We start from the raw sequence: 14,478 nt of genomic DNA, 5'->3' as shown, positions 1-14,478 counted from the left end.
AATCCTCCACCTAACCCAAGAATATCAGCTAACTGAGAGTTAATAGCTTCAGCATTATGTCTTTCACCTGTTCCATTCAAATGCCCTGATAAAGTCTCTCCAATCCCTTCATTAGCTTTCATTTTGTTATCGATTACATCGAAGTTATTATTCACATCATTAGCCCATCCGGATGAGCCTTCAGCAGGCTTTTTTAGCCCATAATTAGTTGTTTCAGTCATATTAGTCCTCCTTTTAGAACCCCCAGCTTAAACCCCATGAATTGCCCCACCCGGGAGCTTCATCATAGTTAATTGGAGATAGTTCTTTATATATTGCTTTTAATTCAATTCTTGTTATTTCAGTAAAGTATCTCAGGTCATCCTGTTGAGTAGGATATTTATCAATGATTACAGGAAACTGCTTCTTGCCGGTCTCATCATAGTATTCTATGTACAGCTTACCTTCTTCCATTAAATAGTCCTTAAGCTCGTTATATTGTGCTGTATTAAGGATAGCATCAACTTTAAAGCTATCTTCATAATATGGCTCTCTTTTGATCATTAGAGTAGGATCATAGGCATTAGTCTTATCAATTAAGTACTTTTTATGAGGAGAATAATCTACTTCAGCATGTTCTAAGGTAAGCATTGAAACACTGGAAGCTATTCTGATAAATCTTACTTCTTTATTATACATTAGTCCTCCAGGCTACAATTTCATATTCATCTCTAAAGCTGTCTTTTTTGAGTTCATTAACCCGGTATTGCTTTTCTTTTATTATGATAGTATTGAAAAGTTGAATATCGTATTTACTTAAATCATCAATAGTTACATTAAGCTCCCATTTATAAGAAAGGTGTCCCTCATAGTATTCTTTCAATATGTCTTGAAGTAATTGAGTATCACCCATTAAGATATTCAATATATCGGTATCAATTATCTCAGTATCCTTACGCTTTTCTTCGAAGTCTATTATATCCTTTTCATTTATTACAATAGCTGTCCCTTCAGATAAATCTTTGCGCTTCAGCCATAAATCACCACTAGCACTTGAAACGATAGTTAAATTATGCAGAAATAGTGCTGTTTTAAGAACTGGAAGCATCTCGGTCTGCTTATTTTCTGAGTCATAGAATCCCTTAGGAAAGAGCTTCTTAGGAATTGCATTACCGGTAAAAGAGACACTCTTAAAGTCAGGGCAGTTATCAAGATTTATGTCATTTGTAGCATCAAAAGTGGTAACATACTGTCCTTCAGAAGTGGTCTCAGTTAATGGAACAGGACCAATGAAATTTTGCAAAAGTATATTAAGATATTCATTCAGTGAGTCCGCACTATAAAATGGTTTAGTTTCTAAGTCAATAATGTTCTTATCATCTAAAAAAGGACATATCGTATTATAAAATCTCCACCCACTAGCATAAACCTTAGCTGACCATTTCCCTGAATCTGCATCATATATAGACCGGTAAAGCACTAATACTAATCTAATACCATAAGAAGTTGTTTTAAAACCAAAAGAGCCTGATTGGGGCGGAACATCTCCGAACTTCTCAATAATCTCTTTCCAGTTTATCTTCAGTACTTCAACACCTTCAACATTAATTTCCAGAGGATAATTAATGAAAGATTGAGTCCAATGTACCGGCATCATATTAGCAATTCTATCTTCAATATTCTGAGCAAAATAGCCAAAGCAATAACCAGGACTATATCCATTTGCTAAGGCATAGAGCATTTTCAAGTCAGAAAACTTTACCAACAATCTTAGTTTATCATAGCAAGTAAATCTCATTGTTCTACTTCTTATATCATTAGAACAGAAGGAAGTATCAATAATTCCGTGAAAGTCCAGAAACCCATTGCGATAAAGTCTTACTTCATAATTTGATATATATCTGATTTGCTCATTATTGCCGTCAAATATGTGTTCAGTAAGCCAATCATCAGCAATACAGGTAAATTCCAAGCGTCTTGGTTCTCTGGCGAAGTAATCGCTTCCGGCTATTTTCTCTCCGGAAAGAGTAACATTATCCAAGCCATCTTCAAGTCTCAAACTATGAAGAATTGCAGCGTAATTACTCATATCAACAAAATCAATTCTATACATTATAAGGGACTCCTTATTTTACTGCCACGCTCACTTATTTCATTAACAATACTTGGGTCAGCCTTTTTAACTACCTCATTTGCTGATATATAGTTATTAACTGTTAATTCTTTTTGTTCAAGTTTGCTGGTTAATATCTCTACTTTCTCAATCAATGTATCCATAAGATTATTGCCTTGAACAGAACCACCTGAAGCATAAGCAAAACGTGGAGAGGGTGGGGTTGGGACTTTTCGAGAAGCTCTTATATAATTACCAAAAACACTATAAACACTTTCAGGTCGGGCATTGTTTAGGAAGTTTAGAAGTCCAATACCAAGAAAATTTACTCGGTCTTTTCGGATAATGTACTCACCTCCTTCAGCCTCAATAATAGTCCCACCATTGGCATGAGATGGTCCATTTAACAAACCTGTTAATCCACCCTTTTCAGCTTTTGGTGGCTTAGTTTTGGTTATCTGTTTAATAGACATCGCACCTTGAGCAATGGCTGCAGCAAAAGCAGCTGCACCTAATGCAGGGCCAATTAAAGGAATACCCGATAATGAACGATAAGCAGCAAAAGCGGCCGCAGGTGTTTCCATAGCTACTTGAGCTATATTAATAGCTTTAGATATCTCAAATCCAACTTTCCCTGTAGATGCTAAATTCTTACCCATTTGAGCAAGTGCAGCCATATTATTACTTATCCTGGCATTATATGCTTGTTCTTCAATCCTCTTAATGGCTTCGTTATGGGCTTGACTTATCTGTTCTTCAGTATATCCGGCTTTAATAAGACTCTCTTTCTTTCTCTCAAAGAAGTTAGCTACAGCTTTAATTTGCATATTATATCGAGCTTCTAATGGGTCATCCTGGGCTAATTGCATCTGCTGAAACTCCCATAAATCTTGTTCTTGCTTTCGTTCTTCTGCATATCTTTTATTAGCCTCTTGAGCAAGCTCCAGATTATGATTTCTAACAGCTTCAAGCCTTTTTTGGTCATAGGTATCATTTATGTTTTTGAGAGTTTCTTTATTGTCTTCTTCTGATGTTATCAAGCTGTTAGCTCTCTCTATTTCTGTTTGTCTTTCCTTTTCAATTCTATCTTCTATTAATTTAATAATCTTATCATTATAATCACTTCTAATCCCTGCTATTTTTTCTTCTGCATTATAAGTGTTTTCAACTCTTCTAATCTCAGCATTTTCTTCAGCTTCTAATTTCTGGTTAGCTCTCTCAAAAGCAATAGCAGTAGCTGCATCACTGTATTGTTTTTCCAGTGCTAGCTTCTGTGCTAATCTTGCTTCTTCTGCAGAGTTATCTCCATTAATATCGGTATTGTTACTGTTCTTTAAACTTTCCTCAAGAGCCTGTATCTCTTTATATAAAGCTTGTTTCTCCTGAAGAGTCTTATCATCTATTACCTGAATAGCTTCATACTTCTTTTTGGCCAGTTCAATTTCAGCTTGAATTCTTTCCTTTTCTTCTAATCTGGCCAGTTCATCTTGTTGAGCTTTCCAAGCTAAATACTCTTGGTTTTTCTCTTGTTTTTCTGCTGTTTCTGCTTCAATTCCATTTATTTTTTGAGTTATATATTCTTGTTCTTGCTTATTAAGCTCTAAAAGCCCTTCAAGCTCTTTTTTCCAAGCTTCGTCACTAGCTTCACTAATTTCTTTCTGTAGCATTCTTCTTTCCCTGAAGAGTCTTATTTCTTCAGATAATAGACTTGCAACACTACTATCCTCCCATTTTTTTATATATAAACCTAAAAGCTTATTGCTTTCTCCCAGGGAAGCATTAACACCATCTTGAGAAGATGCTAAAATCTGATTACCAACTGCCCAAGCTCCTACTCCAACAACCGCAGCAGCAGCTAATCCTATCCAATTACCGGACAAAGCAGCAGTTATTGCCAAAAGAGCATTATAAGCTATCTGCTTTAACATTAAGACTCCCACAGCAATTGCTAATCCTCCAAGACTTGCCACAACCAAACCAAATATCCTGGGGTGCTCATTCATCACAGTCACTAATTCAGACATTAGTCCCACCAAAGGAACCAAAGCGGCCTTAATTACATCTCCAACCTTCTCTTTCAAATCTCCCACTAAATTACTGAATTGCTCTAAAGCTCCTGCACCTGTCTTTGTTTTATCCTTAGCTTGTTCAAAGCCATCTGCCATTGCTTTTTGTAATATAGCCATCTTATCACTTTCACTTTGAGCACTCTGTAAGGCAGGGATATATCTTTGTAATTGTGTAAAGTTACCTTCGTAGGCAAGAGCGATTCCTTTCATTGCTGTCTCTTGAGAAAGCCCGGCAGCAGCAAAAGCTTCAGCCAATCCAATTGATCCTCTTAATGCTTCATCTCTTTTCTCTGATGCAATTCCCATATTTGTAGCCAGGGTTAAAAGACTTAAAGACTGCTCATCTCCAATAATAGTTAAATTTTGTATCTCAGAAGCATAGTTTTTTAAGCGTTCAATTTCTTCTTCAGTAGCTTGCCCTTTTACTTTTAATGCAGCTACTAAAGACCTTTCCGCCGTCTCTTGAATATTAGAAAGATTAATGTATTCACCTAACATAGATTTAACTCTATTATAAGCCATAACAATGCCACCTAAAGCCAAAGTAATACCAGTAATAGAAGCTAACATATTATTATTATCACCTGTAAACCTAGTATGTTTATTATCAGGTACTTTTTCTATCTCATTCTTGGTATCTTCACTTTCAGCTACAGCATCTTCTCCATCAGCTGTTATTGATACACTTTTATCTTCAAGAGAATCCATACTTCCCTTAGTATCTTCAATACTATTCTCAGCACTTTTAGTATCAACTCCCAGCTTTAAAGGGTCTCTTAGCTTACTTAATACACTATTAATCTTCTCATCAAGTTTACTGAAGTTATTTATCACTTCACTCATCTTAATATCGAGAACATAGTTTAATTTACTTGACATCTTTCATCTCTCACTTATTTTATTGTTAGAGGTAAATATATGGAATACTTAATATTTTTAGTTTATGCAATAGCAATTGCTTTAGTTATACTGGTTATGAAATGGGAAGCCAAATGGAGAAAGAAACCAAAGACTACTCTTGAAGATAAAGTTAATTCTTTATATAACACCATCTTTAGACAATAAATACTGGGAACGCCAGCATCCTGTCGGCATCTCCAATTCCCCTCTCGTGGAGGGGTGGCTTGGTATTTCCAAGACGGGGTGGTCTTATCTTCACTCTTAACTCTTCACTCACTAAGTCCCCTTTAGGGGATTTAGGGGCTCTCACTCTTATGATGTATCTCAAGTAGTTTAAATGCTTCATCAATCTCCAAATTTGGATCCCACAAGCTTAACCTTTTAAGAACATAGATATATTCAGTAAAAACATCAGGGTTTATTCCTGCTCTACTGCTACTTTCAGTTTTTTTAACACTGATTCGGGAAACAATTCGAGAATATCGGTAAAAAAAGAGCTAATAATCTCCTTAATCTCTTTCAATGGCTTTTCATTAAAATCAGTCTCTTCATCTCTTGTGATTATTTGCATTATTTCAACTGCTTTTCCTTCGTTTAGAAGCTGATTAATCACATTACCAATAGTAACATCTTTTAGTTCTCCACCTGTTAAGACACTCTCTAAACCCATCTCCTGCAAAACAGCCTGTAATTTTCTTAATACATTTATATTTGTATATATCTTCATCTTATCTCCTTATTTTTACTGGGAGCGCCAGCATCCCTGCTGGCATCTTCATTTTTCCCTTTTATTTCTTCTTAAAATTCGTGCTAATTCGCTTTAATTCGTGTTAATTTGTGTGAAAGTCTTCTTCTGTCGGACAGTGGAGTTCTTCTCCACTTCTCATCATCTCAGCCAATTCTCTTGCTCTATAACCTACCTGAATTGCCCATTTCGATCTCAGCATCTCTCTACTTGCTTCTTCATATTGCCCGGACTCAATCAAAGCAATAGTCTTCCTAAATGCTCCAAATCCGAGGACTCCCAGGTTAAAAGCCATATTGATAACTACTGCCTTTCTAACTTCATTAAGTCTCTCAAACCAGTCATATTTCTTTTTAAGACTGCCGGTTACTTCATCAATATCATTATCAAGCATATAATAAGCTTCAACTTCTCTTATTCCCTTATCTTCCAGGTTTCGGCCAACACCAATAGTCAGCTTACCTGCACTACAACGATAAGGTTTAAGTCTTAGCCCTTCATGCCTTATTAACATCTTTCTTACTAATTCTTTGCATTCAGCTTTTACATGTTTCATCATTGCGTTCTCCTTAAATGATGAGGCAGACCGCAGTCTGCCCTTGTTTAATAGTTCTTTATCAGAATCTCTGTCTTTGGTATTGTTTTCCCTGATAGAGAATAAAGTGTTTCAGCCTCCTGGATATCATAACCTTTATACAACTCTCTTACTTTAGGATGATCATTATAAGATAAAAGCCATTTACCTTTTACCTTCCCCAGAAGCTCTCTAAGTTCCTTATGCTGAGTAAAAGAATCTACAGAGTCTCTGTCATAAACATCCTCTTTATCATAGTAAGGAGGATCTACATAGAAGAAGGTAAAATCCCTGTCATACTTAGTGATCACCTTCTCAAAGCTAAGGTTATCTATTACTACATTAGCCAGCCTCTTAGAAGCTTTTTCAACTCTATCCTTATTGAATAAAGGGATAATGTTAGAACCACCTCTTAAAGCAAATGAACGAGATAAACCACCAAAAGAACAAGACAGCTTATAATAAAAGAATACAGCTCTTTCTAAGTCTGTTCTTGCTTTCATTTCAATCATTTCTTTAAAAAGTTCTCTGGAAGCCATGTATTGTTCTAACTCCTTATGAAAAGCATCCGGATGGTATTTAATATATCTCCAGAAGTTTATCAAATCACCATTAATATCATTAAATATCTCTCGGTAATTCGGTTTATTATCTATTTTCCAATCTTTCGCATCATTGCTTTTAGCAAATAAAATCCAACCTGCTCCACCAAATGGCTCACAGTACCAGTTATGTTTTGGGATAAGTGGAATGATCCTTTTTCTTAAAAGTCTCTTTCCACCTACCCATCCTATTATACTACTCTCGAATGTTTTATTTCTCCATTATATCACTGGGAACGCCTGCATCTTGCAGGCATTCTATTAATTTACATACACTAAAACAGCTTCTTAGCTAATCCCTGAGCAAGCCCTGTCATAGCCGTTCGACCTAATCCGGTAGCTAAGTTCTTTAACCATCCGGAACCGTCTTGCTCTCCCGCTCGTCTGGCAGGTTCTGTTACTATATCATATACTTTCTGCACAGGATTATCCGTTGCCAGTTTCTTAGCTAATTTAGCCATTTCAGCTGAAGGAATATTTTTAATTTCCTTCTCTATTTGTAATGCCGGATGTTCATACCTGGAAGCACCCAGTATCGCTTCTATTACTCTTTGCACTGTAGGAAGTACAGTATCGATTGAAAGCATCTTCTTTCTAATCAGATAAACTACTCCTATGATAATCATTGTTACTACCACACTTATTGCAGATACTACTGCAGGATGATTTAGTAATTCACTCATCTATTCTCCTTTTTTATTCTCCTTTTTTATTCCCCTCTTTCAAAGTCCCCTATCAAAGCCCCCTTCAGGGGATTTAGGGGCAGGGGATTTAGGGGCTACCCTATTATCGGTTTCAAAACACTTGCTATCATTATCCCGGCCATTAACCCGTTCAACCAGATGACTATATTTAGCTTAGTTTCCACTCTGCTTAATCTCTCTAATATCCCAGGTCTTCCGTTTCCATCTAACTTCTTTTTGATATCTTTAATATCTCCTACTAAGCTCTCGTGGTGTTCGCATACTGACATCTCTTCTCCTTACTGATTTACACAGCAGTTTCAGGGATACCATCTATGATAAAATACCTATCCTTAGTAGGTCCGGAGAACTCAGTGCTTATTGTAGCTGTATATAAGCCATTAAACTCATTACTTCTTTCATAGCTCCATCTCATGGCATTAAAGACTAAACAGTTTGCCTTATCAGCTGACAATAAAGCAATGGTCCTAATCTCTTTATTTAACTGAGTTTCAAGCCAGTCTTTTCTAGCCTGATTAAGACCTATTAAAGTCAGTTCGATAGTGTTAGAACGCTTGCCTTCAATTAGGAAATTAGTTGTTTTAAACTTAGCTACCTTAGATTCTTCTTTACCTGGATTCTCTCCCAGATCGGAAATCTCATCAAAAGTAGAATTTAAAAACAGCCCAAAATCTTTTTGGTTTAACAGAACCTCTGCCGGTATATCCTTAATATCATCAAAAGCTCCATCTCCCAACCAGCAAGAGCCATGATTAAACACAGCTATCTGCTTATGAAAATCAATAATTAATCTATCTAAATTAGGTTTTTCTGGTGTATTAGCCATAATCTACCTCCTTATGAAGTTGGGTCTGCAGTAGTTTTATCACAAACCTGATAAACCCAGCTGTCTTCTAATTTAGCCCTACCAAATGTTCTATAAGGCACATATCTGTCTGTAGCTGACAAGTCATTAGTACTTGATAGAGTTTCCATTAACTGATTACCATACATATAGCAATACTTGTGTCCGAAAATAACAGGAGTACTGTCATTTTTTAACGCAGTAGAGTTAATAACACCGGTTTTATCTACCTTTGGAAGATGATTTAATAGAATAACATCAAAGCCCATTAATCTACCTATCAAACCATTAGGAATAGGCATTTTGCTTTGTTGGCCAATTTTATCTGCAGAGACGAACTGGTCAATTTTGAACAATTGAGATTCATGTTCAGGTCCAATCAAACAGAATCTGCCTGAAATAGGAGCATTCTGTTCATTGAGATGTTTTCTTGCATTAATGAAGTCATCTAAAGTAATCTTATTAGCTGTAGTTGCATGACCTGCAAAATCAACCTTTTGTCCTGCAGGAATAGCTCCAATTAAAGCTGTTAAGATATTAACATCTTCTTTGGTTAAGATGTTAGAACCAGCATCAGCAGACTTTTCTTTCAATGTTTTCACTGTAGTCTGATAATCAGTATCTCTCTGGATTATAAAAGGATTACCTGCCTTTTGATCTACAGTTAAATCTATAGAACCTTCTCCTGCACCTGATGGCTCAGAAAAGGCAGCTCCAAGAGCAACAGTCTGCCCTGACTCAGTTGTAATGTAAGGAACATGAATCACCTTCATTCCTTTCTTAGCAAACTTAGAAACATCATAAAGATAGCTCATTGCATATCTGTTGTCTTGACTCTTACGCTTGATAGCATTCAGAGTCTCGGTAGTGATTAAATCACCATAAATTGTGTTAGCAGCTTGTGACATTATCTGTTATCCTCCATGTATTTACTTCTTAGTTCTTCGTATAACTTAGGATTAGTGTTATAGAGCTCACCTGCTTTTTCAGGATCCTTCATCAATACTTCCCAGCTTAACTCTTCATCAGCATTTGCACCCAGTGTAATTGTCTGAGTAAGGTCTGACTTACTATTTCCCGCATTCTTAACAAACTCATTAAACAAAGCTTCATCTTTATTGATTAAAGTCCTGGCAAAGTCTTTTTGTGCCGGGGTAATCTTACCTTCTGTAATAGCTTGATTGATTTTAGCTTCGACATTAACTTTTCTAAGTTCAGTAACCTCTGTTTCCAGTTTCTGATTCTTTGTTTTTAAAGCGGTAACTTGAGTTGTTAAAGAATCAATCTTAACAACTGCTTCAGCCTTATCTTTTACACCTAATACTTCAAATAATTCGTCCATATTCTCCTCTCTTTGTATTGGTTTTATATTTTGAGGAGGAGTGCTTGTCTTATTTGTTTGTGACTCAGCGTTAATCTCCTCCCATTTCTTATACACTTCGCTATTGCGATATCTGTCAGAACTATAACTGTTTTGAATTTTGACACTACTTGTTATTTTATCGATAAAACCTTTTTCCAATGCTTCACTTGCACTAAGCCAGCTTTCTTGATCCATTAGCAAAGATATTGCTTCATCACTTAAACTTGTTTTAGACTTGTAAGTTGTGATTAAGAGTGCTTTTATCTGGTCAAGAACCTCAGCCATCTTCTTAAATTCACTTGCATCCCCATTCATTCCGGCCCATGGGTTATGAATCATCATCATAGAGTTATCTGCCATCTCTACATTATCTCCGGCCATAGCAATTATAGAAGCCATGGAAGCACATAAACCTTCAATCTTTACAGTTATTTCCCCTCTATCTTTGAGGGTGTTATAAATAGCAATGCCGTCAAAAACATCTCCACCTGGAGAGTTAATATGAAGTGTTATTCTTCCTTTAATTTGCTTTATCTGATTAAGAAAGGAGCGAGCTGTTATCCCCCAACCTCCTATCTCATCATAAAGATATACATCTGCTCCATCACTACTATTTACTATCTTGTACCAGTCCATTTATTCCCCTCTTCTTCTCTTAATTCGCTTTAATTCGTGTTAATTCGAGTAAAAGCTCTTTATCTTTAAAGCCACCTTATCACAGCTAATCATTTTCATAAAAAAAATTGGGTAAAATACCCACTTTTTTCAGTTATTTTTAACTCTTGTGTTATTATGGCTCTAATAACTGGAAAGAGAGATTCTTTTCAGGGGTTACGGGTATCTTCACACTTTCTTAAACCTCTGTGAGACTCTGTGAAAACCTCTGTGTCCTCTGTGTTAAGGATCTTCTTCTTAGTGTAATTCGTGTAATTAGTGGATAGATTTAAAACAAAAGGAGCCTTAATGCTAAGTACTTTATTAGAAGAATTAATCGTAAAATTGAAGAGCCTGGAAACAGAAGATGGAAAGCTATTTAAACAAGTAGAACCTTATGAAGGGCAGTATGATAACATTAGTGAATACACTCTTGTGCCACCATCAGCTTTTGTAGAACTCTCTGATGCTGATCCAAATCCAAATGGCAGACAAAACACTATCAGGACCACTGTAGCTGTTTATGTCTCCACAAATCATATAAAAGGCAGGAAACCTACAGCTATGTTTAACATTATTGATGATATGCGTAAATCACTCAATAAAAGAAGCTTCGCCAAAGGTTTCTTATACTTTAACGGCTTTAGAAGACTTGCCATCTTCCCGGGCTTCATTACCTACCAGGTTAATTTTATTCATGATGAATCTTAATACTGGGAGCGCCAGCATCCTTGCTGGCATCTTACCCCTTCTTAAAACTCTGTGAAAACCTCTGTGTCCTCTGTGTTAAGGACATTCTTATTAGTGCAATTCGTGTAATTAGTGGATAGATTAAAAAAACAAGGAGAAAAAAATGTACGGTACAATAGAAAATTTAAAAGACTCTTTCGGCTCTAAGAAAGACTTACTCTTACAAGACATTACAGATGAACAACTTATTATGATGTTAGAAGACCAATCAAGCTACATCGATAGTTTTCTTCAGGTTAGGTATGACTTGCCATTACCCGGGACAAATGCCATGATTAACAGGTTCTGTATAATTCTTTCTAAAGCAGAATGCTACAGACTCTTTGCTTCTAATGATATCCCGGAAGCAGTCAAAGAACAAGAGAAGCAAGTTTTAAAAGATTTGGTAAAAATTCAAAAAGGAGAGATTCTTATCATGAAAGAAGATGCTCTTGATGATGATATTTCTTCTAAACCTGTCTATTTTGGAGATTGGCTATGATTCAAGATCAACAACTTTTAAAAGCAATTGGCCAGGTAATTACCAGGAACATCAAAAGTAGGATAAGACAGAATAAAATCACTCCTGCTACTCCCAATAAGTTCAAGAATAAAGCAACCCTAACAGATAGTGGTAACCTCCTTTCTTCAATAACTTATGCTATTCGTGGTTCTTCTATCGTTGTTGGAACCAATGTTACTTATGCCAGAATACACCAGGAAGGAGGTACAATCACCCCTAAAAGGGCAAAATACCTAGCAATACCTCTTACTCCTGCAGCTAAAGTAAAAAGACCTCTGGAGTGGGAGGATACCTTTATTCGCAAAGGCATCATCTTCAGAAACTTAGGAAATGATAAAATTGAAGCACTCTACAAGCTTCAGAAGTCTGTAAAAATACCTGCCAGACCTTATTTGTTTATTAGTCCTGAAGATGAAAGCCAAATCTCAAACATTATCAGCAAATACTACGATAACAAGATAAGGAGGTCATTCAATGGCTCATAAACGCATTATCAAAGAACAAGCTGAAAGACTCTACATCATGGAAGGCAAACAGATAAGTGAGATTGCTACCATTCTGAAAGTCTCTCAGCAGACAATCTATGCCTGGAAAAAGAAGCATGAATGGGATAAGGCCATCAGAGCTTCAGGCACTATTGGCTTAACTATCGAAATGACCAAATCTCTCTTTTCTGAAATGAATAAAGCTATGAAAGAAGGAAAGCTGACAGACCCTAAAACAGCTGATGCTCTGGCAAAGATTTCTAAAATTGCAGAGAAACTATCTCCTGAAAAGATGATGCTCTCCAACATCTTTAACATGTTAGAAGACATTACTCACTGCATTCAGAACAAGATAGGAAATGAGGATTTCCTTATGCTCTGGGGTAAGTATATTAGAGAGATTTCAGATGATTTAAGACGAAAATATGCTTCCGGAAACAACTTTAGGATGAGTGATGAATAAGCAAATAACTTCTAAAGAATTTGATAAGAGGCTCGAGCTCTTAATCTCCAACATTAAGAAGTTCTCTACACCTTTGCCTAATGATAAAGTAGCAAAAGCAAAGAGACTGGCCAAAGCTAAAAAAGACTTCTTCTTCTTTGCTGAAACTTACTTTCCTCACTACATCCGCTGTAAGTCAGGTACACCTCATAAAATAGCTCATGAAGAAACTGAAATACTCGGACAAATAACAGCTATTGCCGGTTTTAGAGGTATGGGTAAGACTACTCAGCTATCTATTATCAAACCTATCTGGAAAGCTCTTAAGGAAGAAATATTTTTTAATGTCAAGATTGCTAAATCTGATGATAAAGCAGCTGAAAGAACCGCAGCCATAAGAGCTGAATTCCTCTTTAATGAAAGAATAAAGCAAGACTTCGGAGAACAATTAACGACTTCATCTTCTGAGTCTGATTTTACTCTTAAATCTGGCTGTAGATTCCTTGCTTTAGGTTATAAATCAGGTGTCCGTGGTGTAATTCACATGACTCACAGACCAGATTATATAGATATCGATGACTTAGAAGACCACCAATCTTTTAACGAAAGAATAGCTAAAGAAAAGCTCCAGTTCGTTACTGAAGAAGCTTATGGTGCCCTGGAAGATGGACAAGGTTATATCATCTGGCTTGGTAATCTTACTCATCAGAAATCAGCCTTAAATCTTTTTAAGAAATCAACTGAAACAGGTGAACTTATCGGCCGTAAGATGCTTATCTTCAAGGTTGATGACGGTCAATTTAATCCAACTTGGCCTGAAAAACATACTAAAAAACAAATTATCAAAATCTATCAAACAATCGGTAGATTTGGCTTTGAACGACATTTTAGAATGAACCCGGTAGTAGAAGGACTTAAGTTTAAAGAAGCCTGGTTTAGATATTACTCCCCTGAAGATATCGAAAACATCACCTTTGAGAAAATAGTTAACTACACAGACCCTTCTTTAGGTGAAAAATCTACTTCAGACTATAAAGCATCAATGACTATTGGCTTCTACAAAAAGAAGTATTACCTGTTAGAGTGCTACTTAAGAAAAGCTTCTATCATCGACATGCTTAAATATCTCTATTCTGTTCACAGCAAATACAATGCCCGTCTTTATATGGAATCCAACTTCTGGCAAAAGGTTATCTGGGACTACATCCCTGACCTGGCTCAGGTTATCGGCTATATGTTACCTGTTTCAGGAGTAGAAAACAAAGAAAAGAAAGAACTTAGAATAGAAAGACTCGAGCCTTACTTCGAGTGGGGTTGGCTTCTCTTTCCTAAGCAAAAAACAGCAGAAACTCAACTTCTCGAAGACCAACTTCTCGGCTTCCCGGATTATCCTAACGATGACGGACCTGATGCTCTCACCGGAGGAGTCAATGTCCTTAGAATTAACTCTCAAGAAGAAACCTATGAAACAGTTGAAACAAGCCTGGCTACTCAATTCTCAGATGTCTGGTAACACTGGGAGCGCCACTGGGAGCGCCGACATCCCTGTCGGCATCTTCAATTCCCCTCTTTGGAGGGGTGGCATCGAAGATGACGGGCTGGTTCTTAACTCCCCTCTTAATCCTGAAAGGATGCTAAAGAGGGGTGGATGCGAAGCAGACGGGGTGTTTAATCCCCCTCTTAAAACTCTGTGTAACTCTGTGATAACCTCTGTGAAACTCTGTGTTAAGGACATTCTTATTAGTGCAATTC

The 14,478-nt window shown here is 36.6% G+C and carries 18 protein-coding genes; 6 read left to right on the top strand and 12 right to left on the bottom strand.

Going from position 1 to position 14,478, the window contains the following annotated elements:
• From JEY82_RS18735 to JEY82_RS18680, 12 genes are all read right to left on the bottom strand, one after another.
• On the bottom strand, positions 1-221 hold a 221-nt coding region (locus JEY82_RS18735; RefSeq protein ID WP_304088588.1), incomplete at its 3' end, for a hypothetical protein.
• 13 nt (positions 222-234) lie between these two features.
• On the bottom strand, positions 235-678 hold the full coding sequence (locus tag JEY82_RS18730; RefSeq protein WP_304088585.1) for a hypothetical protein: 444 nt from the start codon (positions 676-678) through the stop codon (positions 235-237).
• Entirely contained in the window at positions 671-2,092 is a 1,422-nt protein-coding gene (locus tag JEY82_RS18725) for a hypothetical protein (RefSeq protein ID WP_304088583.1), read from the bottom strand. Before JEY82_RS18725 ends, JEY82_RS18730 begins: the two co-directional genes overlap by 8 nt.
• Positions 2,092-5,040 (bottom strand): hypothetical protein, encoded by a 2,949-nt coding sequence (locus JEY82_RS18720; protein WP_304088580.1) that lies wholly within the window; start codon positions 5,038-5,040, stop codon positions 2,092-2,094. The genes JEY82_RS18725 and JEY82_RS18720 overlap by 1 nt, the downstream gene beginning before the upstream one ends.
• Positions 5,041-5,479: 439 nt before the next feature.
• A complete protein-coding gene (locus JEY82_RS18715; protein WP_304088577.1) occupies positions 5,480-5,788 on the bottom strand; it encodes a hypothetical protein in 309 nt (102 codons plus the stop codon).
• 103 nt (positions 5,789-5,891) lie between these two features.
• Positions 5,892-6,365 (bottom strand): hypothetical protein, encoded by a 474-nt coding sequence (locus JEY82_RS18710; protein WP_304088574.1) that lies wholly within the window; start codon positions 6,363-6,365, stop codon positions 5,892-5,894.
• Between the two features lie 44 nt (positions 6,366-6,409).
• Complete coding sequence (locus tag JEY82_RS18705) at positions 6,410-7,174, bottom strand: DNA adenine methylase (RefSeq protein ID WP_304088590.1); 765 nt, start codon at positions 7,172-7,174, stop codon at positions 6,410-6,412.
• An 83-nt stretch (positions 7,175-7,257) separates the two neighbouring features.
• Positions 7,258-7,665, bottom strand: a complete 408-nt coding sequence (locus JEY82_RS18700; protein ID WP_304088571.1) for a hypothetical protein — start codon at positions 7,663-7,665, stop codon at positions 7,258-7,260.
• Between the two features lie 95 nt (positions 7,666-7,760).
• A complete protein-coding gene (locus tag JEY82_RS18695; RefSeq protein ID WP_304088569.1) occupies positions 7,761-7,955 on the bottom strand; it encodes a hypothetical protein in 195 nt (64 codons plus the stop codon).
• 17 nt (positions 7,956-7,972) lie between these two features.
• A complete protein-coding gene (locus tag JEY82_RS18690) occupies positions 7,973-8,512 on the bottom strand; it encodes a hypothetical protein (RefSeq protein WP_304088566.1) in 540 nt (179 codons plus the stop codon).
• 11 nt (positions 8,513-8,523) lie between these two features.
• Positions 8,524-9,438, bottom strand: a complete 915-nt coding sequence (locus tag JEY82_RS18685; protein ID WP_304088564.1) for a hypothetical protein — start codon at positions 9,436-9,438, stop codon at positions 8,524-8,526.
• Positions 9,438-10,529 (bottom strand): head maturation protease, ClpP-related, encoded by a 1,092-nt coding sequence (locus JEY82_RS18680; RefSeq protein WP_304088561.1) that lies wholly within the window; start codon positions 10,527-10,529, stop codon positions 9,438-9,440. The genes JEY82_RS18685 and JEY82_RS18680 overlap by 1 nt, the downstream gene beginning before the upstream one ends.
• A gap of 327 nt (positions 10,530-10,856) precedes the next feature.
• On the opposite strand from JEY82_RS18680, the gene JEY82_RS18675 reads away from it, so the two are divergent.
• The 6 genes from JEY82_RS18675 to JEY82_RS18650 all read left to right on the top strand — a co-directional run.
• Entirely contained in the window at positions 10,857-11,258 is a 402-nt protein-coding gene (locus JEY82_RS18675) for a hypothetical protein (RefSeq protein ID WP_304088559.1), read from the top strand.
• 142 nt (positions 11,259-11,400) lie between these two features.
• Complete coding sequence (locus tag JEY82_RS18670; RefSeq protein WP_304088557.1) at positions 11,401-11,778, top strand: phage protein Gp36 family protein; 378 nt, start codon at positions 11,401-11,403, stop codon at positions 11,776-11,778.
• Positions 11,775-12,284 carry a phage virion morphogenesis protein gene (locus tag JEY82_RS18665; protein ID WP_304088554.1) on the top strand — a complete coding sequence of 170 codons (510 nt, stop codon included), beginning with the start codon at positions 11,775-11,777 and terminating at the stop codon, positions 12,282-12,284. Before JEY82_RS18670 ends, JEY82_RS18665 begins: the two co-directional genes overlap by 4 nt.
• A complete protein-coding gene (locus JEY82_RS18660; protein WP_304088551.1) occupies positions 12,274-12,747 on the top strand; it encodes a DUF1804 family protein in 474 nt (157 codons plus the stop codon). The genes JEY82_RS18665 and JEY82_RS18660 overlap by 11 nt, the downstream gene beginning before the upstream one ends.
• Complete coding sequence (gene terL / locus JEY82_RS18655) at positions 12,740-14,239, top strand: phage terminase large subunit (RefSeq protein WP_304088548.1); 1,500 nt, start codon at positions 12,740-12,742, stop codon at positions 14,237-14,239. The genes JEY82_RS18660 and terL overlap by 8 nt, the downstream gene beginning before the upstream one ends.
• Positions 14,190-14,478, top strand: a 289-nt coding sequence (locus JEY82_RS18650; protein WP_304088546.1) for a hypothetical protein, incomplete at its 3' end; no start/stop codon positions are given. The genes terL and JEY82_RS18650, both read left to right, overlap by 50 nt.

The organism is Maridesulfovibrio ferrireducens, from assembly GCF_016342405.1.
In the GTDB taxonomy this organism is placed as follows: domain Bacteria; phylum Desulfobacterota; class Desulfovibrionia; order Desulfovibrionales; family Desulfovibrionaceae; genus Maridesulfovibrio; species Maridesulfovibrio ferrireducens_A.
This window is presented reverse-complemented; position numbering and strand designations above follow the sequence as displayed.

Coding starts and splice junctions, on each gene's coding strand:
- JEY82_RS18665 (WP_304088554.1), top strand. CDS start 11,775: ATGATTCAAGATCAACAACTTTTAAAAGCAATTGGCCAGGTAATTACC.
- JEY82_RS18730 (WP_304088585.1), bottom strand. CDS start 678: ATGTATAATAAAGAAGTAAGATTTATCAGAATAGCTTCCAGTGTTTCA.
- JEY82_RS18695 (WP_304088569.1), bottom strand. CDS start 7,955: ATGTCAGTATGCGAACACCACGAGAGCTTAGTAGGAGATATTAAAGAT.
- terL (WP_304088548.1), top strand. CDS start 12,740: ATGAATAAGCAAATAACTTCTAAAGAATTTGATAAGAGGCTCGAGCTC.
- JEY82_RS18690 (WP_304088566.1), bottom strand. CDS start 8,512: ATGGCTAATACACCAGAAAAACCTAATTTAGATAGATTAATTATTGAT.
- JEY82_RS18680 (WP_304088561.1), bottom strand. CDS start 10,529: ATGGACTGGTACAAGATAGTAAATAGTAGTGATGGAGCAGATGTATAT.
- JEY82_RS18720 (WP_304088580.1), bottom strand. CDS start 5,040: ATGTCAAGTAAATTAAACTATGTTCTCGATATTAAGATGAGTGAAGTG.
- JEY82_RS18675 (WP_304088559.1), top strand. CDS start 10,857: ATGCTAAGTACTTTATTAGAAGAATTAATCGTAAAATTGAAGAGCCTG.
- JEY82_RS18700 (WP_304088571.1), bottom strand. CDS start 7,665: ATGAGTGAATTACTAAATCATCCTGCAGTAGTATCTGCAATAAGTGTG.
- JEY82_RS18660 (WP_304088551.1), top strand. CDS start 12,274: ATGGCTCATAAACGCATTATCAAAGAACAAGCTGAAAGACTCTACATC.
- JEY82_RS18715 (WP_304088577.1), bottom strand. CDS start 5,788: ATGAAGATATATACAAATATAAATGTATTAAGAAAATTACAGGCTGTT.
- JEY82_RS18725 (WP_304088583.1), bottom strand. CDS start 2,092: ATGTATAGAATTGATTTTGTTGATATGAGTAATTACGCTGCAATTCTT.
- JEY82_RS18710 (WP_304088574.1), bottom strand. CDS start 6,365: ATGATGAAACATGTAAAAGCTGAATGCAAAGAATTAGTAAGAAAGATG.
- JEY82_RS18685 (WP_304088564.1), bottom strand. CDS start 9,438: ATGTCACAAGCTGCTAACACAATTTATGGTGATTTAATCACTACCGAG.
- JEY82_RS18670 (WP_304088557.1), top strand. CDS start 11,401: ATGTACGGTACAATAGAAAATTTAAAAGACTCTTTCGGCTCTAAGAAA.